Source organism: Acerihabitans arboris (assembly GCF_010131535.1).
GTDB lineage: Bacteria > Pseudomonadota > Gammaproteobacteria > Enterobacterales > Enterobacteriaceae > Acerihabitans > Acerihabitans arboris.
In genome coordinates this window covers 322,493-348,533 of sequence record NZ_WUBS01000003.1, presented here as the reverse complement: position 1 = coordinate 348,533, position 26,041 = coordinate 322,493, and the positions used below count along the sequence as shown (strand labels likewise).

The 26,041-nt window shown below is 57.8% G+C and carries 19 protein-coding genes and 1 pseudogene; 10 read left to right on the top strand and 10 right to left on the bottom strand.

What is annotated here, in order from left to right; all coding sequences use genetic code 11:
• The first annotated feature begins 219 nt into the window (after positions 1-219).
• Entirely contained in the window at positions 220-2,280 is a 2,061-nt protein-coding gene (locus GRH90_RS05900; RefSeq protein ID WP_162364996.1) for a carbon starvation CstA family protein, read from the top strand.
• 662 nt (positions 2,281-2,942) lie between these two features.
• On the opposite strand, the gene GRH90_RS05895 is transcribed toward GRH90_RS05900, so the two are convergent.
• Genes GRH90_RS05895 through GRH90_RS05885 form a run of 3 tightly spaced genes read right to left on the bottom strand, consistent with a single transcriptional unit; the run spans position 2,943 to position 6,691 of the window.
• Complete coding sequence (locus GRH90_RS05895) at positions 2,943-4,166, bottom strand: c-type cytochrome (RefSeq protein ID WP_162364995.1); 1,224 nt, start codon at positions 4,164-4,166, stop codon at positions 2,943-2,945.
• Complete coding sequence (locus tag GRH90_RS05890) at positions 4,163-5,929, bottom strand: GMC family oxidoreductase (protein ID WP_162364994.1); 1,767 nt, start codon at positions 5,927-5,929, stop codon at positions 4,163-4,165. The genes GRH90_RS05895 and GRH90_RS05890 overlap by 4 nt, the downstream gene beginning before the upstream one ends.
• Positions 5,930-5,935: 6 nt before the next feature.
• Positions 5,936-6,691: a gluconate 2-dehydrogenase subunit 3 family protein gene (locus tag GRH90_RS05885; RefSeq protein ID WP_162364993.1), complete on the bottom strand. Its 756-nt coding sequence runs from the start codon at positions 6,689-6,691 to the stop codon at positions 5,936-5,938.
• Between the two features lie 582 nt (positions 6,692-7,273).
• Between GRH90_RS05885 and GRH90_RS05880 the strand changes: the two genes are divergently transcribed.
• From GRH90_RS05880 to GRH90_RS05870, 3 genes are all read left to right on the top strand, one after another.
• Positions 7,274-8,353 carry an FUSC family protein gene (locus GRH90_RS05880; RefSeq protein WP_162364992.1) on the top strand — a complete coding sequence of 360 codons (1,080 nt, stop codon included), beginning with the start codon at positions 7,274-7,276 and terminating at the stop codon, positions 8,351-8,353.
• A gap of 133 nt (positions 8,354-8,486) precedes the next feature.
• Complete coding sequence (locus tag GRH90_RS05875) at positions 8,487-8,843, top strand: DUF496 family protein (protein WP_162364991.1); 357 nt, start codon at positions 8,487-8,489, stop codon at positions 8,841-8,843.
• 473 nt (positions 8,844-9,316) lie between these two features.
• Positions 9,317-9,805 (top strand): hypothetical protein, encoded by a 489-nt coding sequence (locus tag GRH90_RS05870; RefSeq protein ID WP_162364990.1) that lies wholly within the window; start codon positions 9,317-9,319, stop codon positions 9,803-9,805.
• A gap of 158 nt (positions 9,806-9,963) precedes the next feature.
• Here GRH90_RS05870 and GRH90_RS05865 read toward each other — a convergent pair whose 3' ends face one another.
• Positions 9,964-10,914 (bottom strand): L-lactate dehydrogenase, encoded by a 951-nt coding sequence (locus tag GRH90_RS05865; RefSeq protein ID WP_162364989.1) that lies wholly within the window; start codon positions 10,912-10,914, stop codon positions 9,964-9,966.
• 157 nt (positions 10,915-11,071) lie between these two features.
• Between GRH90_RS05865 and GRH90_RS05860 the strand changes: the two are divergent.
• Positions 11,072-11,665 (top strand): annotated as a pseudogene (locus GRH90_RS05860) (DNA-3-methyladenine glycosylase family protein); the annotation flags it as partial.
• Positions 11,666-11,826: 161 nt separating this feature from the next.
• Here the strand turns inward: GRH90_RS05860 and GRH90_RS05855 are convergent.
• Entirely contained in the window at positions 11,827-13,122 is a 1,296-nt protein-coding gene (locus GRH90_RS05855; RefSeq protein WP_162364987.1) for an NCS2 family permease, read from the bottom strand.
• Between the two features lie 240 nt (positions 13,123-13,362).
• Between GRH90_RS05855 and GRH90_RS05850 the strand changes: the two genes are divergently transcribed.
• The 3 genes from GRH90_RS05850 to GRH90_RS05840 all read left to right on the top strand — a co-directional run bounded on the left by GRH90_RS05850 (position 13,363) and on the right by GRH90_RS05840 (position 18,037).
• Positions 13,363-15,159, top strand: coding sequence for a glycerol-3-phosphate dehydrogenase/oxidase (locus tag GRH90_RS05850; protein ID WP_162364986.1), 1,797 nt, complete (start codon positions 13,363-13,365; stop codon positions 15,157-15,159).
• Positions 15,160-15,250: 91 nt separating this feature from the next.
• Positions 15,251-16,132: a MurR/RpiR family transcriptional regulator gene (locus tag GRH90_RS05845; RefSeq protein WP_162364985.1), complete on the top strand. Its 882-nt coding sequence runs from the start codon at positions 15,251-15,253 to the stop codon at positions 16,130-16,132.
• A gap of 195 nt (positions 16,133-16,327) precedes the next feature.
• Positions 16,328-18,037, top strand: a complete 1,710-nt coding sequence (locus tag GRH90_RS05840; protein WP_162364984.1) for a putative bifunctional diguanylate cyclase/phosphodiesterase — start codon at positions 16,328-16,330, stop codon at positions 18,035-18,037.
• Here the strand turns inward: GRH90_RS05840 and GRH90_RS05835 are convergent.
• The gene (locus GRH90_RS05835) at positions 18,034-18,987 is read right to left on the bottom strand and encodes a LysR family transcriptional regulator (protein WP_162364983.1); all 954 of its coding nucleotides are present in this window, start codon (positions 18,985-18,987) and stop codon (positions 18,034-18,036) included. The two genes, GRH90_RS05840 and GRH90_RS05835, sit on opposite strands and share 4 nt — an antisense overlap.
• 217 nt (positions 18,988-19,204) lie before the next feature.
• On the opposite strand from GRH90_RS05835, the gene GRH90_RS05830 reads away from it, so the two are divergent.
• Positions 19,205-20,368 carry an L-talarate/galactarate dehydratase gene (locus GRH90_RS05830; protein ID WP_162364982.1) on the top strand — a complete coding sequence of 388 codons (1,164 nt, stop codon included), beginning with the start codon at positions 19,205-19,207 and terminating at the stop codon, positions 20,366-20,368.
• A 97-nt stretch (positions 20,369-20,465) separates the two neighbouring features.
• Positions 20,466-21,833: an MFS transporter gene (locus tag GRH90_RS05825; RefSeq protein ID WP_162364981.1), complete on the top strand. Its 1,368-nt coding sequence runs from the start codon at positions 20,466-20,468 to the stop codon at positions 21,831-21,833.
• Here the strand turns inward: GRH90_RS05825 and GRH90_RS05820 are convergent.
• The 4 genes from GRH90_RS05820 to ompF form a co-directional block, all read right to left on the bottom strand.
• Positions 21,830-22,564 (bottom strand): GntR family transcriptional regulator, encoded by a 735-nt coding sequence (locus GRH90_RS05820; RefSeq protein ID WP_162364980.1) that lies wholly within the window; start codon positions 22,562-22,564, stop codon positions 21,830-21,832. The two genes, GRH90_RS05825 and GRH90_RS05820, sit on opposite strands and share 4 nt — an antisense overlap.
• Positions 22,565-22,637: 73 nt before the next feature.
• Entirely contained in the window at positions 22,638-23,480 is an 843-nt protein-coding gene (locus GRH90_RS05815; RefSeq protein WP_162364979.1) for a PfkB family carbohydrate kinase, read from the bottom strand.
• A gap of 9 nt (positions 23,481-23,489) precedes the next feature.
• The gene (locus GRH90_RS05810) at positions 23,490-24,464 is read right to left on the bottom strand and encodes an SIS domain-containing protein (protein ID WP_162364978.1); all 975 of its coding nucleotides are present in this window, start codon (positions 24,462-24,464) and stop codon (positions 23,490-23,492) included.
• 472 nt (positions 24,465-24,936) lie between these two features.
• Positions 24,937-26,028, bottom strand: coding sequence for a porin OmpF (ompF, locus tag GRH90_RS05805; RefSeq protein WP_162364977.1), 1,092 nt, complete (start codon positions 26,026-26,028; stop codon positions 24,937-24,939).
• Positions 26,029-26,041: the final 13 nt, after the last annotated feature.

The following is a 26,041-nucleotide window of genomic DNA, read 5'->3' as shown; positions in this document are numbered from 1 at the left end:
CTGGCGCGCGCGCCGGGTTATTTTTAGCCGCGCATAATTATAACCGATGCCTCGTTTTCAGTAAGAGATAGTTAAAGCTTTCTTGGCTGATCACAAATATCGATATTGTGTCTGTCAAAGTTGTTTAAGCAATGTTATGAAAAAAGGTAATACAACAGTCTGGTCTTTTCCGCACAGCGTTTTATTTAGCTAGCTAATAAATTATCAAGGAGCGGTTGTATGCGAAACATTGCTTCCCATTTGATTTGGATCCTGGTTGCCGTTGCCGGTGCTTTTGGGTTGGGCGTTATTGCCCTGCATAATGGCGAAAAAATCAACGCGCTGTGGATCCTGGTGGTCGCGGTGTCGGTCTATCTGATTGCCTACCGTTATTACAGCCGCTTTATTGCCCGTCGGGTATTGCGGCTGGACGCTACGCGCATGACGCCGGCATATCGTCATAACGACGGGCTGGATTATGTTCCCACCAATAAATATGTGCTGTTCGGCCATCACTTTGCCGCCATTGCCGGGGCCGGGCCGTTGGTCGGTCCGGTGCTGGCGGCGCAGATGGGGTATCTGCCCGGCATGATCTGGATCCTGGCGGGGGTGGTGCTGGCGGGCGCGGTACAGGATTTTATGGTGCTGTTTGTCTCGACGCGGCGGGACGGACGATCGCTTGGTGATTTGATCAAGCAGGAGCTGGGGGCGGTCCCGGGCGTCATTGCCTTGTTCGGCACCTTTATGATCATGATTATTATCCTGGCGGTGCTGGCGCTTATCGTGGTCAAGGCCTTGACCAACAGCCCGTGGGGCGCGTTTACCGTGGGATGCACCATCCCGCTGGCAATTTTCATGGGTATCTACCTGCGTTTTATCCGGCCGGGTAAAATTGGCGAAATCTCGATAATCGGCTTCGTCGTGCTGATGGCCGCCATCATCTATGGCGGTGATATTTCCCGCAGCCCGACGCTTGCGCCTTACTTTACCCTCGACGGCAAGCAGCTGACCTGGACGCTGGTGATCTACGGCGGCATAGCGTCCATCCTGCCGGTATGGCTGCTGCTGGCGCCCAGGGATTATCTGTCGACCTTCCTGAAAATCGGCACCATTGTCGGGCTGGCCATCGGTATCGTATTTATCGCGCCGACGCTTGAAATGCCGTCCATGACCCGGTTTATCGACGGCACCGGGCCGGTGTGGTCGGGGTCGCTGTTTCCATTCCTGTTTATTACCATCGCCTGCGGCGCGGTGTCCGGTTTCCATGCGCTGATTGCCTCGGGCACCACGCCCAAGATGCTGGAAAACGAAACCCAGGCGGCCTTTATCGGTTATGGCGGCATGCTGATGGAATCCTTTGTTGCCATTATGGCGCTGATTGCCGCGTCGGTTATCGACCCGGGCATCTATTTTGCCATGAACAGCCCGGCGGCGGCCCTGGGCGGCACCACGGTGGAAGCGGCGGCGGCGACGGTCAGCGGCTGGGGATTTGAAATTACGCCGCAGATGCTGACGGAATACGCCCAATCGGTGGGCGAAAGCAGCATTGTGTCGCGGGCGGGCGGGGCGCCTACCCTGGCGGTCGGCATGGCGCATATTCTCAGCCAGGCCGTCAGCAGTATCAGCATGGCGTTCTGGTATCATTTCGCCATCCTGTTCGAAGCGCTGTTTATCCTGACTGCGGTGGACGCCGGCACTCGCGCCGGTCGTTTTATGCTGCAGGATCTGCTGGGGGTGGCGGTGCCGTCGCTGCGGCGCACCGACTCGCTGGCGGCCAATATTATCGCCACCGCGCTGTGTGTCGCCGCCTGGGGCTATTTTCTGTACCAGGGCGTGGTGGATCCGCTGGGAGGCATCAATACCCTGTGGCCGTTGTTCGGCATTGCCAACCAGATGCTGGCCACCATGGCGCTGACCCTGTGTTTTGTGGTGTTGTTCAAAATGAAACGCCAGGCTTACGCCTGGGTGGCCGGTCTGCCGATGACGCTATTATTGGTATTCACCACTACCGCCGGATTGATGAAAATACTGTCCGACGATCCGCGGGTGGGTTTCCTGGCGCTGGCGCGTAAATATCAGGCGGGCATCGATCAGAACCAGATTATCGGCCCGGCTAAAACCATGCAGGAAATGGGGCGGCTGGTCTTTAATAACCAGCTGAACGCCGGATTAACCGCGCTGTTTATTTTTGTGATGATCAGCATCTTTTTATTCGGCCTACGCTCGGCATACCTTGCCTACCGGCTTGATAAACGCAGCGACACTGAAGTTCCCTACCAGGCCCTGCCGGTGACCAAATAAAAACCTTGCCCGCGCCCCTGTACGGCGCGGGCGGCTTTACGCCGATATTGCCGGGGAGCTTGTGCCATAGGGCGCGGTGCGTTGGTTACAGCCAGGCAATTAGCCCGAATACACCCAGCCAAAATAAACCGCTTAACAGGAAAACCAGTTTCCAGGCTAAAGAACGAGAGATGTTTATCATATATCCATGTGCAATATTGAAGTAGTATAAATAATAGCGGTGAAGCTTATCGCGTGACGGAATTACCGAGTATTCTAACCGACAGGTATTTTCCTGTCATGATAGCTTGGATATTACTCACAGAACAGTGAAGCTTGGTGAGAAACGTGGGTTTATCATTAAATTGTTAATTAATATAAATTTTAAATCAGTCAGTTCCTGTCATTGTCCCGGTGGCATGATTAGTTAGCGTAGGGCGTGATGATATTAATTTGGTGTAAATAAGTTATTTTTTGACAATATTTCGGAGTTGATTTAACTGTTAACTTAATTTAATGCAATTAACTATTATGAATAATGTATTTAATTGAAGTGGTGTATTCAGGGTGCCTATGACGATTGATTGCAACAGCCCGGCGGCGCGGCCGGCGGGGTGAGCGCCGTCCTGGCGGGGCGGGCGCCGGCCGGCCCGCCCCGCCAGGAGGTTATGTATCGCCGCGCATCAGGGCCGCAGCGTGTTGCGCATGTCCTTTACGTCCGCCGCGTTAACCGGCGCGGCGGCGTTGCCCCAGCTATTGCGGATATAGGTCAGGACATTGGCCACCTGGGCGTCATCCAGGTTCCAGGCGAAGCTGGGCATGGCGGGCGCGGTGGGGCGGCTGTCGGTGGCGCCCGCGCGGCTGCCGGCCAGCACCACGTTTATCAACGAGGTGGCGTTGGGCGCGCGGATAAGCGGGTTATCGGCCAGGCGCGGGAAGAGATTGGCTTCGCCGGTGCCTGCGGGATTATGGCAGGCCGAGCAGCGATCGAAATAGATGGCCTTGCCCGCCACCATCCGGCCGTCATCGGCCTTAAGCGCCTCGGGCGCCTTGGAACCGGAGGCAGCGGCGCCCTTCAGGTAAACCGCCACCGCCTTGAGATCCGCATCGTGCCAATGCTGGGAAGAGTGTTCCACCTCTTCCGCCATCGGGCCGGAGGCGATATCGTAACGGTTGACGCCGGTGCGCAGATAGGCAACCAGGTCTTCTTCGCTCCATTTGCCGATGCCGGTATGCTGGTTATTGGTGATATCCGGCGCCCACCACGCGCCCAGATTGTTACCCTGCAGGAAGTTGGCGTTTTTGTCGCCGCCCAGCAGGTTTTTCGGCGTATGGCAGGTACCGCAGTGGCCGGGGCCTTCCACCAGGTAGGCGCCGCGATTCCATTCCGCGGATTTTTTCGGATCGGCCGTGAAGGCGCCCTTATCAAAATTAATCCAGTTCCAGCCTATCAGGCTGGCGCGAATGTTAAAGGGGAACGGTAGCTGGTTGGATTCCACCGGGTGGTTAATGGGCTGCAGGGTTTGCAGATAGGCCCACAGCGCTTGGTTATCTTCCCGGCTCATTTTGGTATAGGCGGTAAACGGCATCGCGCCGTACAAGCGCTTGCCGCCATGGCCTATCCCTTCCGACATGGCCCGCTGGAAATCGTCGAAGGTCCATTTGCCGATGCCGGTTTCCATATCCGGGGTGATATTGGCGCCGAGCAGCGCGCCAAAAGGCGTGTCAATGCGAAAGCCGCCGGCAAAAGGCTTGGACGCATCGGTGGTATGGCAGGCGGTACAGTCGCCCACCACCGCCAGGTAACGGCCTTTTTCCACCTGGTCATACTCCGGTTGCGCCAGGGCATGCCCCGTCCAGGCGGTCAGCGCCAACAGGCCGGCATAAACTGAAATCAGCTTTTTCATGCGGTGATCATCTCCCCGGGGCGTTGCAGGTAATAGTGGCGAATGGCGTATGCGGCCTTGAAGGCTAGCGCGCCCACGGTGCCGGTGGGGTTATAGCCGGGATTCTGCGGGAACGCGGAGGCGCCGACCACGAACAGGTTCGGCACATCCCACACCTGCAGATGTTTGTTCACCGAGCTGTTGGCGGGATCGGCGCCCATGACAAACCCACCGACGATATGGGACGACTGGTAGGGCGCCGAGTTCCAGTGGCCCTTCATCGGCCGCATATAATATTCGCGCGGATTCATCGCCTTGGCGATGTCGCCGACCTTGCCGGTGCAATAGGCCGCCATCTTGAGATCGTTGGGTGAGAAATCGAAGGTCACCCTTAACAACGGACGCCCGAGCGGATCCCTATAATTGGGATCCAGAGACAGATAATTGGTGCGCGTGCTGTAGCTGCTGGCTTCACAGCCAATGCTCATGCTGCTCAGGTAGTTGCTCTTCACCTGGCGTTTGAACTCGCTACCCCAGGTCGGCGCGCTGGGCGGGGTGGGATGGTAGGAAATCGGCGCCGCGCCGATGGGCGTGACGCGGATGCTGCCGCCGCCGAAAAAGCCCAGTCCGGCATGATCGAAATTGTCGTTGTTGAAATCATCGATGCCCATGCCTACCGCGCCGGCGCCGATAAACGGATTGAAGTTTTTATTATCAAAAAACAGCTGTACCGAGTTGGCGGTTTGGTAGGCGTAGTTGCGGCCGGTGGTGCCGGTATCGGTCACCGGATCGTAAGGTTTGCCCACGCCGGACAACAGCATCAGACGCACGTTTTCGAAGGTAAAGGCCGTGACGATCACCAGATCGGCGGGCTGTTCCCATTCGTCGCCGGAGGAGTCGATATAGACCACGCCGGTGGCGCGTTTGCCGGTGGAATCAAGGGTGACCTTCATGACCTCGCTGTTGGTCAGCGCGGAGAAATTTTCCTTACGTACCAGCACCGGCAGCACGGTGGTGATGGCGCTGGCCTTGGAGTAGTTGGCGCAGCCGTAGTTGGTGCAAAAACCACAGTAGGTGCAGGGGCCCATGGCGACGCCCAGGGAATTGGTGTAGGCCTGCGAGACCAGCGATGAGGGTACGGGAAAGGCTTTATACCCCAGATTCCTGGCGGCTTCGGCAAACAGCGTCGGGCCGTAGGGCTGCTTCATCGGCGGCGTCGGATATTCGCCGGAGCGCATGCCCTCGTAAGGGTTGCCGCCGTCGCGCTTGACGCCGTTCAGGTTGGACGCATAACCCGAGGTGCCCGCCAGCCGTTCAAACTGCATGTAAAACGGCTCCATCTCCTCCCAGTCGGTGCCCCAATCCTGCAGGGTCAGCTCCTTGGGCATGGCGTCGGCGCCGTAACGTTCCAGCAGATGGCTTTTCAGGCGGAATTCCTCCGGCTGGAAGCGGAAGGTAATGCCCGCCCAATGGTTGCCGGCGCCGCCGGTGCCGTTGCCCGGATGAAACGAGCCCCAGCTGCGCATGGGCAGGGCGGTCTGCGACGGATCGTTGCGTACGGTGATGGTATTTTGTTTAGTGCGCAGCATCAGCTCCTGGCTGCGATTGTAACGCAGCTCATCGGTTACGGATGCGACGTTAAAATCCCGTGCGGTATCGCGCCACGGGCCGCGTTCAATTGCGATCACTTCCAGGCCCGCGTCGGTCAGCTCATTGGCAATAATTGCCCCCGCCCAGCCCAGACCAATTACCACAACATCGGTTTTGGGAAGTTTCTTTGCCATGTCGGTTTATCCCTTGGTTTTCCATTGCTCACTGCCGCCAATGCTTACCGGCGTTAAATGAAGGTCTTGATTATGTTGTTCGATAAGATCGCGGTAATCGTAGCGGGCGCCGGGGAAACCAATCATTTTCCATGACACCATATCGCGATTGCCGCCGTACATCGGATCGGCAAAAAATCCTTCCATGGTATTGTCCAGCACCTGTTTGAAAAATAGCTTGGCATCGATATTGGCCAGCTTGATGCCGCCTTTTTCCAGACCGGTCAAGATTTTATCGCGTTGTTCGGGGGGAAGTTCGGGAAAGGTTTTCTGAAAGGTCTGCCGGCAATAGTCTTCCAAATCGGCCAGGCCGATGCGATAGCGTTGCTGGGGCACCAGGGGCGACTGATCGCCCTGTTCGGGGGTCCCTTCCTGGAACGGACCTTCGCGGTAAAGCCGGGCAAAGGTGCCGTAAAAACCCTTCATCTGGCGGTCGATAAATACCACGCATCCGGCGTCCTTGCCGCTGACGCTAAGTTCGTCGGCAGGGATAAAACGTTCGACCATGGCTTCAAGCGTCGCCACTTCCTTATCGTTGAAAAACAGCCAGCCTTGCCCGGCAAAGGTTTCCGTCGGATTGTGGGCGAAGGGCTGCCAGCCCGGCGCGCCGGTCAGGGTCGCTGCCTTGGCGCCGACGCTTGCGCCGATGGCAAAGGTCGCGGCGGAATAGGAAAGAAGCTGCCTGCGGGTCACTCCCGGCAGCGTTTTTTTTCTCTTGCGCATATAGGCTTCCCGTATTTATCGTGGCGGGTGCGTTCACGCCCCGCGCTGTTTATGTGTTTGTGACGACATGGATCACCAGGGTGATAAACCCCATTACTATAAAGGATTCTGCTATGTAGCAAATTATGAATATGTTGCTAACAATTACGCAACTTTGCAATGGTACCGGTTCCCAGGCGTCGGTAAAACGCTGCGGCACGGCGGGAAAATAGAGTGGCATTGCCACGCAGTTGCTTGAAATTTCATGCGTTATCCTGTCTTTCGCCGTGTTCATGACGATGTTGAAAGTTGTAAGCAAATTAAACCAGGACGGTTTGCCCGCCGGCGCTGCCGGACGGCGCGGGCGATACCCGGCCGGGCGCTTTCCGCCAGGAAATGAAGCGCGGCTACCGGCGCGAAACCAATGATTAGTAATATATTTATGATTAAATAAATTATAGTCAGATAACGATACCCGAACAGAAAAGAGTTGTTTTAGCGGCGACGTTACACCTTGAAATATGTAAGCCTAATTATTGATGTTAAAAGCAGTTAATTTCTTTAAACTAGGCCTCCCGCTTCATCATGTCAGGTCGATTTCCCGTGCGTTTGGATAGAAAAATCTCCTCTCTGGAACATACCATTTACCAGCATTACCGCATCGCCCACGGATTGCGCATCGGACTGGCCTTTGTCCTGACCTTTATGATCATCCGCCTGCTGGATATCCCGGAGGGAACCTGGCCGCTGATCACGCTGGTGGTGGTGATGGGACCGATATCCTTTTGGGGCAATGTGCTGCAGCGGGCGGTACAACGTATTATCGGCACCATGTTCGGCGCCGTTTCAGGACTTATCGGCCTGCGCCTGGAACTCTATTCCCTGCCGTTGATGCTAATCTGGTGCGGCATCGTGATGTTTATCTGCGGTTACCTTACGCTTGGCAAGCGCCCTTACCTGGCATTGCTGATAGGCATAACCCTGGCGGTGGTATGCGGCGCCGGCGCGGGCGATATGCAAACCGCGCTCTGGCGCAGCGGGGATGTGATTATCGGTTCGCTGCTGGCCTTGCTGTTTACCAGCATCTATCCGCAGCGGGCGTTTATCCACTGGCGGATGCAGATGAGTTTCAGCCTGATAGCCTTAAGCAAGATCTACGCCGCCTACCTCTCGCCGAATATTATCGAGCGCCCCCGCCTGGACGGGCGGTTGAAAACGCTGCTGGGCGACGTGGCCAAGATGGGCGCCCTGGTGGCGCCGGCCAGTAAGGAGAGCGCGGTGCCCAAAGCGGTGTTCGACGCCATCCAGAACCTGAATCGTAATATTGTCTGCGTACTGGAGCTGCAAATCGACGCCTGGTGGGCCTCGCGCGAAAGCCATTTTATTTTACTTAACGCCACCACCCTGCGCAGTACCCAAATGGTCACCCTGCGGGCGCTGGTGACGCTTGCCGACGCGCTGCGCCAGGGTAATCCGGCGCCGATTGTCGCCAATAGCGGCGAACTGGCGGTTATTGCCGCCGAACTTAAGCTATTAATGGAGGAGGCCAGCAAGCGTAACGAGGTCGAGGCGCCGATATTCGGTTACGTCTGGCTGAGCCTGAAGCTGACGCAACAGCTGGAGCAGATGGCGCGGCTGCTATGCCAGGCGCTGCGTAAGCCATTGCCGCAACAGGAAGAATGAATTATGGTCCGGCGGTAAAAGCGGGTAAAATAGCGAAATGCCATTGCGCCGGATAGCTGCTACTCTGTAAGGTAATGACTATCCATGCGTCACTGCACCGTTTTCAACCGATGACTTAAGCAAGGAAATTGAAATGGATCACACCAAGCCTTCATTCCAGGATGTTCTGGAGTTTGTGCGAATGTTCCGCCGCAAAAATAAGCTGCAGCGTGAAATCGCCGATAACGAGAAAAAAATCCGCGATAACCAAAAGCGCGTCCTGCTGCTGGACAACCTGAGCGACTACCTCAAGCCGGGGATGACCATTGAAGAAGTGCAGGCCATCATCGCCAGCATGCGTACCGACTATGAAGATCGCGTTGATGACTACATCATCAAAAATGCCGAGCTGTCGAAAGAACGCCGCGAGCTGTCGAAAAAATTGAAGGCTATCGGCGAAGTCAAGGCCATGGCCGCCGCCGGCGTGCCCGAGGCCGGTAAATCCGCCTGACCGTTTTCATCGCCGGTCATCTGGCGGCAACCTTGGTTGTCGCCAGCGTTGCCCAACCCCCGGGGGACCGGGCGAGACCGCGCGCACAGGCATCGCCCGAGGTTGGATCTGATCCGGCCTTTTTTTTTGCCCCAAAATATTAAAAACAATGAATACTTGAATTAGCTTCTTCATTTAATAAAAAATAATAATCCATAGTGAATAAATAGAATGCTCAAAAAATAAGAAAAAATGATAACATATACTCAATTTTATGATTATTATTTAAGAAATTCGCAGCGTCACCATTGCACACTCCCCTTTATATGAATAACATTGAAGATTGATCCGGTAATATTAAAGTAAGTAATAAATTATCATGTATACAATATTTTACCGGACATATAATTATATGTATCTTACTATGATAATAGTGTATTCAATGATATTTATTTATGAATGATTACCACTAGTTATCTATTTACCGGCAGAGGATGGTAGAAACATCTCCCGCATCCAGAACTATTTCGGATGGAAAGGGAGCCGACAACGGCATAAGCAGAACGCAGGTAAGCAATTTCATGACCATCAGGAAATATCAACTCGGCGTGATTATACGCCCGGTTTTATTATTGTTTACAATAATAATATTATTTCAATCAATGGAGAATGCCAGAAAGTCGGCGCCGCTGGTTCCGTCCGCTTTGCCCGCTTATTATTCGGGGGCGTGGTCGCCGGCGGCACAGGCGGCAAATCCTTTTTGCCCGGTATCGGCCTGCGCCATGAGGTATTTCCTGGCGCAATGTCCCTGCACGCATCGGCAGCACTGTCTCAGCGCCGAAAACATCCGGGCGGTAAACGAGGACAAACTGTGCCAACAGCAGGATAGGGGCGATCGCAGCGTTTACCGGTTTATCAAAACGGATATGAAACAGAGAGTCAAGCGGGCGGTCAGGCGTTTACTGCGCCTCGCCTATAAATAATGACCGGCCCGCCAATGCCGAACCTAAACCCGGCGTGCGTTAAAGCGTAAGCGTGCCAATGGGGTGGAAGCGGCCTTCCCAGGCCGCCGGAGCGCTGCATGGCGCGCCAGCCCCGCGATAACCGAACGCGAACCAGGCGTGTTGATGGGATAACCAGCTTAATGATGCACCACCGCCAGCCGCTTTATATTTTTTTTGATGGTGGCGGCGGAGTCATCGAACTGACGCTGCTCCTCTTCATTAAAATCCAGCTCGATGATCTGCTCGACGCCGCGCTGGGCCAGCACCGCGGGCACGCCGATCGCCAGCCCCTGCTTGCCGTATTCCCCGTCGAGCACGCAGGATACCGTCAGGGCGCGGTGGCTGCTGGTAAACAGATTGCGGCAGATTTCAGTGATAGTGCCGGCGACGCCGTATTCGGTGCAGCCTTTCTGGGAATAGATTTCAAAGCCCAGCTGGCGGGTTCGCTCGCCTAGCTGCGCAAAATCCAGCTCATGGCCGGTTTTCAGCCGGCTATACTCATCGAGCGTCATGCCGTAGACCGAAGAGTGCGACCATACCGGGAACTGGGTGTCGCCGTGCTCGCCAAGGATAAAGGCGTCAACGCTTTGCGCCGCGATATCCAGCTGCTCGGCCAGGATGCGCCGCAAACGCGTGGTGTCCAGCCAAACGCCGGTGCCCAGCACCTGATTGCGCGGCAGGCCGGACAGCTTCCAGACCTGGTAGGTGATGATATCGCACGGGTTGGTGGCGATCAGGAAGATTCCCTGGAAGCCGCTGCGCATCATTTCCGGCACGATATTGCCGACGATGCGCGCGGTGGCGTCCAGCTCGTCAAGCCGCGTTTGGCCCGGTTTCAGCGCGCCGCCGGAAACGGTAATGACCGCGATATCGACATCCCGGCAGTCCGCCGCCGGCCGTGAGCTGATAACAATACGGCCGGGCATGTAGGCCGCAGCGTCCGCCAGATCCTGGCGATGGCCTTCCGCCAGCTGCTGGTTTAAATCCACCAGGATGATCTCTTGGCAAATCTGCTGGTTCAGCAGCGCATAAGCGGCGGAAGAGCCAACGTTGCCCGCGCCAATGATCATTACCTTGCGTGGTTTCATGCATCTTACCTCGATAAACAGGGTTAAAAGACAATCACGCGGGTCATGCCGCGCCGCCGGTAGCTAACGACTTTAAATGAATTATGGTCTAATTGACAAAATGCTATTCTTATTGTGACGATATCTTACCCGTAGCGGTGACCCGCTGAGTGATGTTATGGCTATATTTGAGTACGGCCACCAAGAGCTGTCCTGGCTGGCGAAAAAAGATAAACGCATGGCGCAGGCCATTGAGCGCATCGGCATCATTACCCGGCCGTTGATGCCGGATCTGTTTGCCGCCCTGGTCAGGAATATTGTCGACCAGCAGATTTCCACCAAGGCCGGCCTGACGGTAAACGCACGCTTGACCGTGCTGGCGGGCACCGTGACCCCGGCCGCGATTGAACAGTTGACCGCCGGGCAGATCCAGTCCTGCGGCATGACGATGAAAAAAGCGCTTTATATCAAAGGCGCGGCCACCGCTGCCATGAGCGGCGAACTGGATCTGGCGGCGATACCGGGCTATTCGGACCGGGAGGTGATTGCTGCCCTGTCGCGCCTGCCGGGCATCGGGGTGTGGACCGCGGAAATGCTGATGATCTTTTCGCTGGGGCGGCCCGACGTGGTGAGCTGGGGCGATCTGGCCATTCGTCGCGGCATGATGAACCTCTACCGGCATAAGGAACTACCCCGCGAACGCTTCGAGCGCTACCGCCGCCGCTACTCCCCTTATGGCACCACCGCCTCGTTGTATCTTTGGGCTTATTCCGCAGCCGGGTTCAGCGCGCGTTTGCCGGTTCCCCCGGCTAATGCGCTTATCGTCCAGCCGGCGGCCACGACGGCTAAATAACGCCATGGCCGGGTGGTTCGCGCCGAAAAATACCCCGCATGCGCGGGGGCGTGCGGGGTGGGGCAGCGGCGGGACGCGGATCAGGCGCTCAGCCAGCCCAGTTTGATGACAAACAGAATGGACAGTACGATCAGGGCGGCGTTCAGGTCGCGGGTGCGTCCGGCCAGCAATTTCACCACCGTCCAGGTGATGAAACCGAAGGCGATGCCGTTGGCGATGGAGTAGGTCAAAGGCATGGTCAGCGCGGTCACGGTGACGGGAGCGGCGACGGTAATGTCTTTCCAGTCAATTTCCGCCAGGCCCGAGGTCATCAGCACGGCGATGAACAGCAGGGCGGGCGCGGTGGCAAACGCCGGCACGCTAGAGGCCAGCGGCGCGAAAAACAAGCTGAGCAGGAACAGGATGCCCACCACTATCGCCGTCAGGCCGGTGCGGCCGCCGGCGCTGACGCCCGCGGCCGACTCGATATAACTGGTGGTGGTGGACGTGCCGAGCAGTGAGCCGAACAGCGCCGCGGCGCTGTCGGCGATCAACGCCTTGCCCATGCGCGGGATATTGCCCGCCTCGTCGGTGAGGCCGGCGCGTTTGGTTACGCCGATAAGGGTGCCAGAGTTGTCAAACACATCCACGAACAGGAACGCGAACACTACGCTGACCAGGGAAATGTTCAGCGCCCCGCGAATATCAAGCTGCATAAAGGTCGGCGCAATGGACGGCGGCATGGATACCACGCCGAAGAACTGGCTGTAGCCCATGGCGATGGACAGGAAGGTCACCGCCAGGATGCCGATCAGCACCGCGCCGGGCACCCGGCGGGCTTCCAGCACCACGATCAGCACAAAACCCAGCATGGCGAACAACGGGCCCGCTTTGCCCAGATCGCCCAGGCCAACCAGGGTGGCGGGATTCGCCACGACGATACCGGCGCCTTCCAGGGCGATAATGGCCAGGAACAATCCTATCCCGGCGGCAATGCCCGAGCGCAGCGGCAACGGGATGCTGGTGATAATCCATTCACGAATCTTGAAGATCGACAGGGCGAAGAAGATCAGCGCCGATAAAAATACCGCGCCCAGCGCAATCTGCCAGGTGTAGCCCATGTGCAATACGACGGTGTAGGTAAAGAAGGCGTTCAGCCCCATGCCCGGCGCCAGCGCGATCGGGTAGTTGGCGATAAAGCCCATCAGCGCCGAGCCGATGGCGGCGGCCAGGCAGGTGGCGACAAACACCGAGCCTTTATCCATGCCGGTGGCGCTCAGGATCGACGGGTTAACAAACAAAATATACGCCATTGCCAAAAAGGTGGTCAGCCCGGCCAGAATTTCGGTTCGTACGTTGGTACGATGAGCCTTTAATTTAAATAGTTTTTCTAACATGGGAGTTTTCTCATTGAAGTTGTCTGCACAGCCAAAGCAATCGCTATGCCACTATTGCGCCAGCATGCCAAAGGCGGCAATGGATGAGGCAGGCGCATTATATAGGGATTAAGGCCGTCTAAGCAGCAAAAAACGTAATCGTTTGCGCAGATATCGGCGCCATAAGTGTGCCATGCCCTCACTTTTATGGTGCGGGCGCATTATTATGGTGCGGCATTTTTCCCCATAAGGAGGAGCAGCATGGTGAACCATAGAGGCCCCGGGCCGGAACCGGGGACGGATAGATTATCCGGCCGCGCCGCGCGCCTGGCCGAACTGCGCCGCCGGCGCACGACGCCGGTGCTGATCGTCGGCGGGGGGATTAACGGCATCAGTACTTTTCGCGAACTCGCGTTGCAGGGCATCCCGGCCATCCTGGTGGAGCAGGGGGATTGGTGCCAGGCGGCCAGCGGCGCGCTGTCGCGCATGATCCACGGCGGGCTGCGCTATCTCGAGTCCGGTGAGTTCGCCCTGGTGAAAGAGTCGGTGGTCGAGCGCGACCGGCTGCTAGACAATGCCCCTCATTATGTAAAGCCGCTGCGCACCACCGTGCCCATTGACACCTACTTCTCGGGATTGGTTAACGCCGGTAAACGATTTATCGGCCTTACCGGGCGGCCGTCGCGCCGCGGCGCCCTGGTGATCAAGGCCGGATTGGCCCTTTATGACCTATATACCCGCGCGCAGGGCGTCATGCCGCCCCACCGGCTGGCGGGCGGCGGCGAAACCCGCCGCCGCTGGCCGGAATTCAGCGATTGGGTTAAATGCAGCGCCATCTATTATGATGCCTGGATCAATTATCCGGAGCGGCTGGGGTTCGAGCTTATCGAAGACACCGAACGTGCCAATCCCGGGGCGCTGGCGCTTAATTACCTTAGCCTGGCGGATGCGCGCGACGGCGGGGTGACGCTGCGCGATATCAACGGCGGGGAAACCTTTACCCTGGCGCCGGAGCTGGTGATTAACGCCACCGGCGCCTGGATTGACCGGCTTAACGGGGTGTTGGGCCCGATATCGCCGGTGCCGAAGCTTATCGGCGGCACCAAAGGATCGCATCTTATCGTGCGCAACGCCCGGCTGCTGGCGGCGTTGAACGACGGCATGGTGTACTACGAAAACCACGAGGGGCGGGTCTGTATCCTGTTCCCCTATTTTGGCAACGTGCTGGTCGGGTCCACGGATATCCGCACCGATAATCCGGACGACGTGATCTGCGCGGAGGATGAAAAGCGTTATATCCTGGACTCGCTGCGGTTTGTTTTTCCGCATATTTCCATCGCCGCGCAGGATATCCTCTATACCTTTTGCGGCATTCGCCCCCTGCCTGTGAGTGATACGACCGTCAGCGGGCGGATTTCACGCAGCCACTCGCTTAAGGTCATTGCCCCGGCGCCGGGCCGGCCGTTTTCCACCCTGTGCCTGGTGGGCGGCAAATGGACCACTTTCCGCGCATTCGGCGCCGAGGCGGCGGATCTGGCGCTGCGCCACCTGGGGGAACGGCGGCGGGTTACCACGGAACACCTGCCCATCGGCGGCGGCCGGGATCTGCCCGCCCGGGCCGGGCAGGCGGCCTGGATAAGCGGCCTGGCCGTACAGTATCAGGTTGATCCGGCACGGGTAGCCCAATGGGTAGTCCGCTACGGCAGCCGTGCTGTCGCGCTGCTGGCCTTCGTCAGCCAAACTCCCGATGGGCCGTTGCGCCATCATCCCGGTTATACCGTCAACGAGCTGCGTTTCCTGATTGCCCGCGAGCAGGTGGTCAGGCCGGAGGATCTGTTGGTGCGCCGCACCGCCATGGCCATCTCAGGTGAGCTGACCCCGGCGCTGGTGGAGGAGGTTACCGGCATACTGGCGCAGGCGCTGGGCTTAAGCGAGAGCGAGAGAAACGCCAGCCTGCGCGCCGCCGGCGCGCATCTGGCCGCTTACCACGGCCTGTCCTGGCTCGCGGCGTCAAGCACGGCACCCTCATCCATCCCGCCCGCCGAAGGCGCGCCTTGATAAAATAAGACCAACGATGCCGGCATGTATTGGCATAAAATCTGCATTGTTATTACGATAACAACCATTGCCATGGTGTCAACGAAACAACATGACGATCAAGCCCCCTGAACATGGGATTGTTGCCCGTATCGAAGCCTCGTTTGCCGCAGAGACGCCGACCGGCAAGCGCATCGCCGGCTGGCTATTGGCCAACCTGGCGCAGATCCCCTTTGAAACCGCCGACAGTATCGCCCGCAGCGCCGCCGCCAGCGGCATTACCGTCGGCCGCTACCTCAGGCGCCTTGGGTATCGCAACCTGGACGACGTTAAGCGCGGGTTGCGCCAGGAGGGCGGCGGCCTGTACCAACCCTGGGGCGTCACAGATCGTCTCGACGCCTATCGCCAGTTCAGCGCACAGCCGCAGCGGGAAAAACTGCGGTTATCGCTGGCACGGGAACTGGCGGCGATCGAGCATGCCTACCTGCTGGCGCAAAGCGAAAGCTTCGCCAATATTACCCGGCATCTGGTCGAGGCCGACGCGGTGTTTGTGGTGGGCATCCAGTCCACGCGCGGCATCGCCAACGCCTTTTTCAGCCATCTGGAATATCTGCGTCCGCGCGTGTGGTTTGCCGACGGCCTGTCCGGCACCTATGTGGAGTCGCTGAATTCCGAATTCGCCAATCCCTACCTGGTGGTGACCGATACCCGCGCCTACTCGGTTATCGCCCGGCAATATTGCGAGGTGGCCAGCCGGCGCGGTCTCAAGCTGGCGCTGCTCACCGACGTCTATTGTCCCTGGGCGCGCGATTACCCGATGGACCTGCTGCAGTTAAAAACCGACACCGGCAACTTCTGGGATTCGCTGGCGCCCTTTAGCTGTCTGTTTAACCTGCTGCTGTCGGCGGTGGTCGAGCGTTTGGGCGGCGATATCGAACAGCGCCTGGCGGCCAACCGCCTATTGCAGCATGAGCTTGGGCAGTTTCAATCCTGATGGCCCGGGCACGGATAATCGCCCATGAAAAGCGTAAGCCCATAAATGAAAAAGGTGAATTAACCGATATCGCCCGCAGCCTGCCGGAGATGGGGATCGATTTGAAATACGCCGGGCCGGCGAGACGGATACGGCATACGGGCCGGCATAAATTCTGCTAGTCTGGGGGTACCGATAACACAGGACGCCCACGCCATGTTTAACAATCTTGAAGTCTGCCAGGCGGTGTTAAATGCGCTGCCTGACGCCACATTCCTGAAAGATGGACAACAGCGGGTGGTTTTTCTAAACCGCCAGGCCTGCGAATTATTCGGTAAAACCGTCGAGGAGATGCTGGGCCAGACCGGCCTGGCCGATCTCGACGACCATTCGGTGGAGAAAATCACCGAAGGCGATCGTTATGTCCTGGAAACCGGCGAGTCGATAGAATACGAACATCAGGCGCTCAATCGGGACAACGTGCTGATCTCGATAATGGTGCGCTGTTCGCGCCTCGTCTTCCATGAGGCGCCGTATGTGCTGGTCTCGCTAAACGATATTACCAGCCTGCGGGAATCCGAGGCCCAGACCCGCTACCTGGCCTACCACGATATCCTCACCGGCCTGCATAACCGCACCGCGCTGTATGAACAGCTAAACCAGGTCGTGGTGCCAGGCGTCGGCAGGCATGCCGGCGAGACCGGCGGCCTGCTGCTGCTGATGGATCTCGACGGTTTTAAGAATATCAACGATACCTACGGCCATCAGGCCGGGGATTTTGTGCTGTGCGAATTTGCCCGCCGCCTGCAGGGCGTGGCGCCGAAGAACAGCCTGGTGGCCCGGATGGGCGGCGATGAATTTTCCCTGCTCACCGACCGGCCCGTCGCGCGCGAGGAGGCGGAAAGCCTGTGCCGGCAAATAGTCAACCTGACGCAAACGCCGTTTACCCTCACCGGCGCGTCGCCTTTTGTCACGGTATCGGTCGGCGTGACGGTGATTACCGAGGCGGTGATCACCGCCGGCGAACTGCTGCGCAAGGCGGACGCCGCCCTGTATGAAGCGAAACGGCAGGGCAAAAACGTGCACTGTTTCTACTCCGAATCGCTTGACGCCAGCCTGAGCAGCAAGCGGCGCATGGAAAAGGCGCTGGCCAACGCCCTGTCCTCGGGCCGGGATATTACCTGCGCCTATCAACCGCTCATCCGCGCCGCCGACAACCAGATTATCGGCGTCGAGGCGCTGGCGCGTTGGCAGGATAAGGAGCTGGGCGAGATCTCGCCGGTACAGTTTGTGCCGCTGGCCGAGGAAACCGGGCTGATTATTCCGCTGGGCAAGCTGATACTGCGCCAGGCGTGCCGCGAAATGCTGCGCTGGGGCGACCTATCGCTCTCGGTCAATGTCTCGCCCATCCAGCTGCGCGACGGCGGTTTTGCCCGCATGGTGCTCGCGCTGCTGGCCGAAGAACGGTTCCCGCCGGAGCGCCTTGAGCTGGAACTGACCGAAACGGCGATCATGAACTCCGATGCCAATAGCAAGCATCAGTTGGTGCTGCTGCGCGAGGCCGGGGTGAGGATTTCCCTGGATGATTTCGGCACCGGCTACTCCAGCCTCAGCTTATTAAAGGATATTGTCGTCGACAGCGTAAAAATCGACCGTTCGTTCGTGCAGTTCGTGACCCAGCTGAAAGATACCGCCGCCATTGTTACCGCGGTGTCCCATCTGGGGGTAAAGCTTAATCTCCAGGTGATTGCCGAAGGGGTGGAAACGCGGGAGCAGCAACAGTTCCTGGTGGACGCCGGTTGCACGCAGCTGCAGGGATTTTTGTTTTCCAAACCGCTGTCGGAGGAGAAACTGGAACAGCTGTTTGCTGACATCGAACGCAACAAGGATCTTTCCTCAGGCCCGCACCTGGAGATTAAGGACTAGCGCGCGGGCGCCCGCCGTTGCGCCGCCTTATCCCCGGCTGGCCAGCCGCCCGGGGGCGACGTGCCGTCCACCGTCCGGCGCAGCGCTTCCAGCAGCACCGGCAACACCGGGTTATCGTTATCGTCGCGCCAGATAAGCGATAATTCGCTGCAGACGCCTTCTCCCAGCTCAATATCCCGGAATACGACGTTTTCAAAACGGATGCGCGCGGCGCATGCCGGGACCAGCGCCAGCCCCATGCCCCCGTTGACCAGCGAAAGTATGGTGACGGTGGAACCGATTTGATGCACGTAGCGCGGCTGGACGTTATTGGCCCGGAATACGCCGGCGAAAAGTTCGTAAAAGGGCTGCCAGGATGAAAGCGCATAGGTAATAAACGGCTGCCGATCCAGATCCCGCGGTCCTGGCCGCGCCGCCGTGGCCAGCGGGTGGCCGCGCGGCGCGGCCAGGACAAACGGCTCCTTCAGCAGGCTCTCGCACAGATAGCCGTGCCGGCTGTGACCGGCGCGCACTATGCCGATGTCGACCTGGCGTAACCGAACCCCCTCAAGCTGTTCGGTGGTGGGCATCTCCCGCAGGTTGATATCGATTTGCGGGTGGCTAAGCTTTACCCGGTTTATCACCTCGGGCAGGAATTGGTATACCGCGCAGGACACGAAGCTGATATTGATGGCGCCGATCTCTCCTTGGGCGATGCGCTTGACGTTGGCGACGGCGCTTTGCGCGCGCTCCAGTAACTGATTCGCCTCGATAAAAAAAGCCCGTCCCGCCGGCGTCAGGGTTACGGAACGGGTGGTGCGTTCGAATAATCGCACCCCTAGCTGATGTTCCAGCAACTGCACCTGCCGGCTGAGCGGCGGCTGGGTCATATTCAGCCGCTCGGCGGCACGCCGGAAGCTCAACTCCATGGCTACCGTGGTGAAACAGCGCAACTGCCCCAACTCAAACATTGATTCAATCCCCGTATTAATCCATGCCCTGATTGAAATAGACAGTATTAGTCACCCGCGACAAGATAACAGCTGGAACCGCCGTAAAAATGTGCGATACAGGGCATTTTCAGCAAACCACCCCGGTTTTTGACGTTAACCGGGAGGGACTAAAGCGCTAATCATCCGCGCCGGCGCGTGTTCCAATCCTTTGCCAACTTTCTCAAAAGGACACATCATGGCGCATCAAATAGCGGGGAGCGAGGGTTTTCCATCCGATCGTATCCGCAGCATTACGTTATCCTCCGTCAACGTGCCGTTGACAATCGCGGTCAGCGACGCCAAGGTCCTCACCGGGCGGCAAAAAGCGCTGAAGGATGTGGCGCTGCTGTTTGCGCAAATCGATACCGAGCAGGGTTTCAGCGGGCTGGGATTTACCTATACGCTGCGTACCGGCGCGCCGGCGCAGTTTGCCCATGCGCGGGAAGTGGCGCCGGTGTTGATCGGCGAGGATCCCAATGATATCGCCCGTCTGTGGGGCAAGCTGGTATGGGCGGGGGCGTCGGTTGGGCGCAGCGGCGTGGCGACCCAGGCCATTGCGGCCATGGACACGGCGCTATGGGATTTGAAGGCGAAGCGGGCCGGGCTGCCGCTGGCCAAACTCCTGGGCGCCCACCGTAACGAAGTGCGGTGCTACAACACGTCGGGCGGCTATCTACAGGCGTCGGCGGAGGAAATTATCGACAGATCGGCGCAGTCCCTGGCCCGCGGCATGGGCGGCATCAAAATGAAGGTGGGACACCCGGACCGCCGGCTGGATCTGCGCCGGGTGGAACAGGTGCGCAAGGCGTTGGGCGATGACGTGCCGCTGATGGTGGACGCCAATCAGCAATGGGACCGCGCCACCGCCCTGCGCATGGGTAAAGCCTTGGAGCAGTTCGAGCTACAGTGGATAGAAGAGCCGCTGGACGCCTACGACGTCGAGGGCCATGGCGCGCTGTCGGCCCAGTTGATTACGCCGGTCGGCACCGGAGAAATGCTCACCAGCGTCAACGAAGTGGCCGAGTACATCAACACCGGCTCGGTTGATTTGCTGATGCACGACGCTCCGCGCATCGGCGGCATTACGCCGTTCCTGAAGATAGCCGCGCTGGCCGAGAACCGCGGCCTGATGCTGGCGCCGCATTTTGTCATGGAGATCCATTTGCATCTGGCCGCCGCTTACGCCCATGAGACCTGGGTCGAGCATTTCGAGTGGCTTGAGCCGGTGTTTAACGAGCGTTTTGTCATACGCGACGGCCATATGATCGTGCCGGACCGGCCGGGACTAGGCTTTACCTTACATGAGCAGTCCGCCGCATGGACCGTCGCCCGGGTTACCGTTGACAGTCGGGATTGCTAATCCCGCCGACCCGTTATCGTCCGTTTGATGCTCGCATTTTTCCGGCCAAGCGGACCGTACCCTACAGCATAAAAAATAACTATGAGGGAATACCCCTATGTCATTGGAAACCAAGGCGGCCGACAAGGCAAAAAAGTCGAATATCCGGTTTATCATATTAGGTTTTATTTTCCTGGCCACGGTATTTAATTATGTCGACCGGGCCACCCTGTCCGTCGCCGCGCCTTTTATGAGCAAGGAGCTGGGCTTTGACGCCAGCATGATGGGCTGGGCGTTTTCGGCGTTCGGCTGGGCATATGTGCTGATGCAGATCCCGGGCGGCTGGGTGCTGGACAAGCTTGGAGCCAGGCTGGTCTATGGCGTCGCCCTGATCGTCTGGTCGGCGATTACCGTGATGCAGGGGTATGTGTATTTGTTTGTCTCGCCGTTTATTATTCTGTTTGCCCTGCGTTTCCTGATGGGCGCGGTGGAAGCCCCGGCTTTTCCGGCCAATAGCCGGCTGACGGTACAATGGTTTCCCAATAAGGAACGCGCCTTTGCCACGTCTATTTACGCTGCGGCGCAATATATTTCCCTGGCGTTGTTTACGCCCCTGATGACATGGATCCTGCAAACCCTGAGCTGGCACTATATATTTTATTATATCGGCAGCGCAGGGATGGTTATCGGCCTCGCCTGGCTGTGGTATGTGCGCGATCCCGTGCGGCACAAGGGCGTTAATGCCGCGGAGATCGAGTATATCCGCTCCGGCGGCGGCATTCCCGATCTGGCGGCGGCACGCAACGCCACGACAATTGAAATGAAGCATGTGAAGGCGCTGGTCTGTAACCGCATGATGGCGGGAGTCTATATCGGCCAGTTCTGCCTGACGTCGATTACCTGGTTTTTCCTGACCTGGTTTCCCACCTATTTGTACCAGGCCCGGGGCATGACCATTATCAAAGTGGGGCTGGTGGCGTCTATTCCGGCCGTGGCCGGTTTTATCGGCGGCATCCTTGGCGGGCTGTTTTCCGATTACCTGCTGCGCAGGGGATGCAGCCTGACCTTTGCCCGGAAAACGCCGGTGATGGCGGGGATGGTCTTCTCAAGCGTTATCGTCGGCGCCAACTATGTGAATTCGGATATCTTCGTGGTGTTTGTGATGAGCGTAGCGTTTTTTGCCAAAGGATTCGGCAACCTGGGCTGGTGCATATTAAGCGATACGTCACCCAAGGAGGTGCTGGGCATTGCCGGCGGATTATTTAATTTTTTCGGTAACATCGCCAGTATCGTCACGCCGCTGCTGATTGGCTATATCTTATCGGCCACCGGCTCGTTTGATTACGCTATCCTGTACGTCGGGTTGATGGGCATCCTCGGTACCTGCGCGTATCTGTTTATCGTCGGGCCGCTAAAACGGCTGGAGATAAACCGATCGCCGATTATCGAGGCGGTCCCCGTTTCCGGCGCGCGGCGCCGGCGTTAAAACTTGAAGAGATAACGTTCGCCGATAATATACTGCTCGCCGTAGTGCAGCGGATGCCGGTGTTCGTCGAGGATCAGGGTTTTCATCAGGAACAGGGATTCGCCGAGCGGCTTTTGCAGCAGCGCGGCGTGCCCCCCGTGGACCTTAACCAACTCCAGCGTAGTGTCCCCGGCGTGGGTCGGGTGGATATGGTATTTCTCGGCCAGCAGCTGGTAGAGGGAACCGCTGAGATCCTCGGCGATCAGGAATTTGAACTTATGATAGGAATAATAATTATTTTCCAGCATCAGCGGCGCGTCGCCGGCATAACGGATGCGCTGGATATATAAAATCTGGTCGTCGTCGTCAAGCGCCAGCCATTGCCTGACATCGCGGTAATCGGCCAAGATTTTATGCGTGACCACCCGGCTGCGCGTCGTCAGGCGCTGGGCCTGGCAGGCGGCGGAAAAGCTGAGCAGATGCTCCACCTTGCGCTCGATTTTAGCCGGGCAGACAAAGGTGCCTTTGCCCTGTTTTTTGATCAGGATATTGTCGTCCACCAGCTCCTTGACGGCATTGCGCACGGTTACGCGGCTGATATTATATAATTCGCTCAGTTCGACTTCCGTGGGAATTTTTTCCCCTTCGTTTAACCGGCCCGAGCCGATGTCGCTGAGGATCTGTTCCTTTAATTGTTTATATAACGGCACGGCGGCGTTTTGCCGCAGGCTGTTCCTGGTGGTTATCGACATTTCCGCGCCCTGCTGCTTATCCTGTCCGGTGTATATTATAGGCTACGCGCGCATCCCCTGACTATGCGCCGGATCAGTAGGGGGCGCCATAACCGAACGCGCCTTCCCTGAGGCAGGTTTCGGCGGAATACCGCGCCGCCCGCCCAAGGCAAGCCTGGATTATCCGGCCCGCGTCATCGTCGCCGGCGCTCGCGGTCAATTCCAGGTAACCGAGCAAAAACGCGGCGATAAACGAGTCGCCCGCGCCCAGGGTATCCACCGGCGCGACGTAGTGCGGCCGTTGCCGGAACCATTGCCGGCCGTCGAACAGCAGCGCCTCTTCGGTGCCACGGGTGGCCGTCACATAGCGGCAGCCGCGCCCGCTCGCCGCCAGGACGATGGCCCGGGTTTGCTCCTCCGTATAATCGGCGCAGGAGAAGAAGGCAAAATCCAGCTCGCCGCACAGGCTTAAGGCATGCTCCAGCTCAAAATCATCGGAAAAATCATATGAGAGCGGGATGCCCAGCTTGCGCAGCGCGGGCAGCTGCGCGTCGATATAGCTGTAGCTGCCGGTATGGATCAGATCAAACTCCCGCAGGTAGGGCAGATCGTCAAAAATAAACGCCATCGACGTGGTTTTGCGTACGCCGCCGGCGTTGGAGTCAAGAAATATGCGCTCCCCGTCCTGGTTTTTCAGCCGCGCAAAGCCGTTCTCCCCGGCGACTTGCCGGCAGCGCGAGACATCGACCGCCAGCCGCGCCAGCACCGATTGCACGTGGGCCGCCGCGCCGTCGGTGCCGAAGATGCCCAGGTAGGCCGCCTCATATCCCATCAGCCGCGCATAGGCGGCAAAGTTCAGCGCATTGCCGCCGGGATACAGGGTGCGGATATGTTCGTACTTATCGACGACATTATCGCCGATGCCGATAACCTTCATGCTGGCTCCTTAATATGCGACCTGGCCCATATAGCGACGGGTTTCCAGGGGATGATGACGGATATCGGCCAGCGCGGCGCGGTATTCGCACATGATGCTGTAGAACAGGACCGGATTAAAGAATTCGACCACGCTTGGCGGCAGCGCGCCGATACCCAGTTCCCGTGCGTCTATCACCTCGACCTTGCCGGCGTATTGTTCCAGGAAGGTTAGGGCGCGTTCGTCCATGACGCGGGTACGTCCTTCATTCATCATCAGGATAAACGGCGTTTCCCCGTCGGTCACTTCAAAAGGACCGTGGAAATACTCGCCGGAGTGGATAGCCGACGCGTTGACCCGTTGCATTTCCATGAGCGAACAGATGGCAAAACCATAGGCATGGCCGTAGGAGGCGCCGCTGGAAAGGATATAAAACAGGGATTCGTCCTTAAAGCGCCGGGCGAAATCCGCGCAGCGTCCGGCAACCTGGCGGCGGCCTGCGGCGATAACGCCGTTAATCTGCCGTAATCCCTGCTGGAAATCCTGGTATCCGGCAAAGCCCTCGACCTGCCGCAGGGTTTCCACGCACAGGCTCAGGATAATCGCCATCGGGTTGTCGATAACGTTCGTATCGTTGCCCCAGGCGTAAAGGATATTATGATCGGCGTGCTCGATCAGCTGCGCCCGGTCGTTATGAGTCAGCGTCACGGTCACGGCGCGCCGTTCGCGGGCCAGTTTGGCCGCGGCGACGGACTCAGGCGTATCGCCGCCGTGGGAGCAGACGATAACCAATGAATTGGCGCCGAGGATTTTCGGCGTGGCGCAGACAAACTCATTGGCGGTGTACATGCCCACCTGTAGCGCGGCGGCCTCGCTTTCGAGGAAATATTTTGCCGGGTACATGTCCACCAGCGAACCGCCGCAGGCCACCAGGAAAACCTGTCCGATCCCCCCGATCCGTTGCAAACTGGCTGATACTTCGGTAATTATTTCATTGACGTTCATCGCATCACATCCTGATATTGATAAAGGGATCCGGTAACAGCGTCTGGTCCACTGGCGTAGAGTGGGGTGTGCCGTCTTTGTTAATACGTTATAATACGTATTATTGGAGCGATAATGAAGTCATATTGGCGCTGGATCACACTTTTTTTGTCGATCGCGGCGGAAGGTCCGCCGACAGTGATAAGTAAAAGGTGTTCAAGAGGCATAAACAGGAACGATTGGGGCAGGGGAAAACCTGCGCAAGTGCTTGAGGCGGGAAGGATGGGCAAGATGAAAAAAGCGCAGACCGGGGATAAAGACGCCGGGAGCCTATTGGAGCAACGGCGGGGCGTTGGCCCGCGGTTGGCGCATAAGCGCCCAGGGATGTGCGCCATGCCCGCGCGCCACGGCCTCCAGGGCAGGATTCAGGGCGTTTTCAGGATCTTGCCAGGATGCCCGCATACGATGCGGGCATCGCGCCGGTATCAACTGACTAGAACTGGTAAACCAGGCCCAGCGCTACAACGTCGCCGCTGTTAATGCCAAGTTGGTTATCATCGTCGATACGGTTGATAATATAGTCAACATAGGTCGACATGTTTTTGTTGAAGTAATAGGTGGCGCCGACTTCATAGTATTTAATCAAATCAACGTCGCCGATGCCTTCAACATCCTTACCCTTGGATTGGGTATAGCCGATGGACGGACGCAGGCCGAAATCGAACTGGTATTGGGCCACCAGCAATATGTCCTGGGTTTTATTGGCAAAACCCACTACGTTGACGCCGGTGGGCGTGGTGCCGTTGATATAAGTGGAGTTACGCGTTTCGCCATAGGTGGCGGCGAGATACAGATTGTTGGCGTCATATTTAAGCGACGTGGCCCACTGCTCGGCCCTGTCGCCCTGGCCGTAGGCCGCCACGTTCTGGCTGTCTGTGCGATCCGAGGAAGCGTACGCGCCGACAACGCCGACCCCGATGGGCGAGAGGTAAGAAATTGAACCGCCGTAGCCGTCGCCGTTGGAACGCTGAATATCATCCCGATCGTTCTTGCCCTGGTATTGCAGGGCAAAACCCAGGCCGTCGACCAAACCGAAGAAATTGGAATTGCGGTAGGTGGCCACGCCGGTGGTACGACCGACCATAAAGTTATCGGAGTAAGCGGTTTCACCACCGAACTCAGGTAACATATCCGTCCAGCCCAAGGCATCATAGACTACCCCGTAATTACGGCCGTAATCAAAGGAGCCGTAATCGGCAAATTTCAACCCGGCGAAACCCAAACGGGTTTTGGTGCCGTCGGTGGCATCGCTGCCGCCTTCGGACTTATTGGCCTGGATATTATATTCCCATTGACCGTAGCCGGTAATCTGATCGTTTATTTGTGTCTCGCCTTTAAACCCAAAGCGGACGTAAGACTGATCGCCATCGGATGCGTACCCGTCATCGTCGGCGAAGTAATGCAGACCGTCCACTTTACCGTATAGATCCAGTTTATTGCCGTCTTTGTTATATACCTCGGCCGCGCTAGCGACCCCCGAAGCTAACAATGCCGGGATTATCACTGCAAGGATGCTATATTTCATTGAAAGGATACCT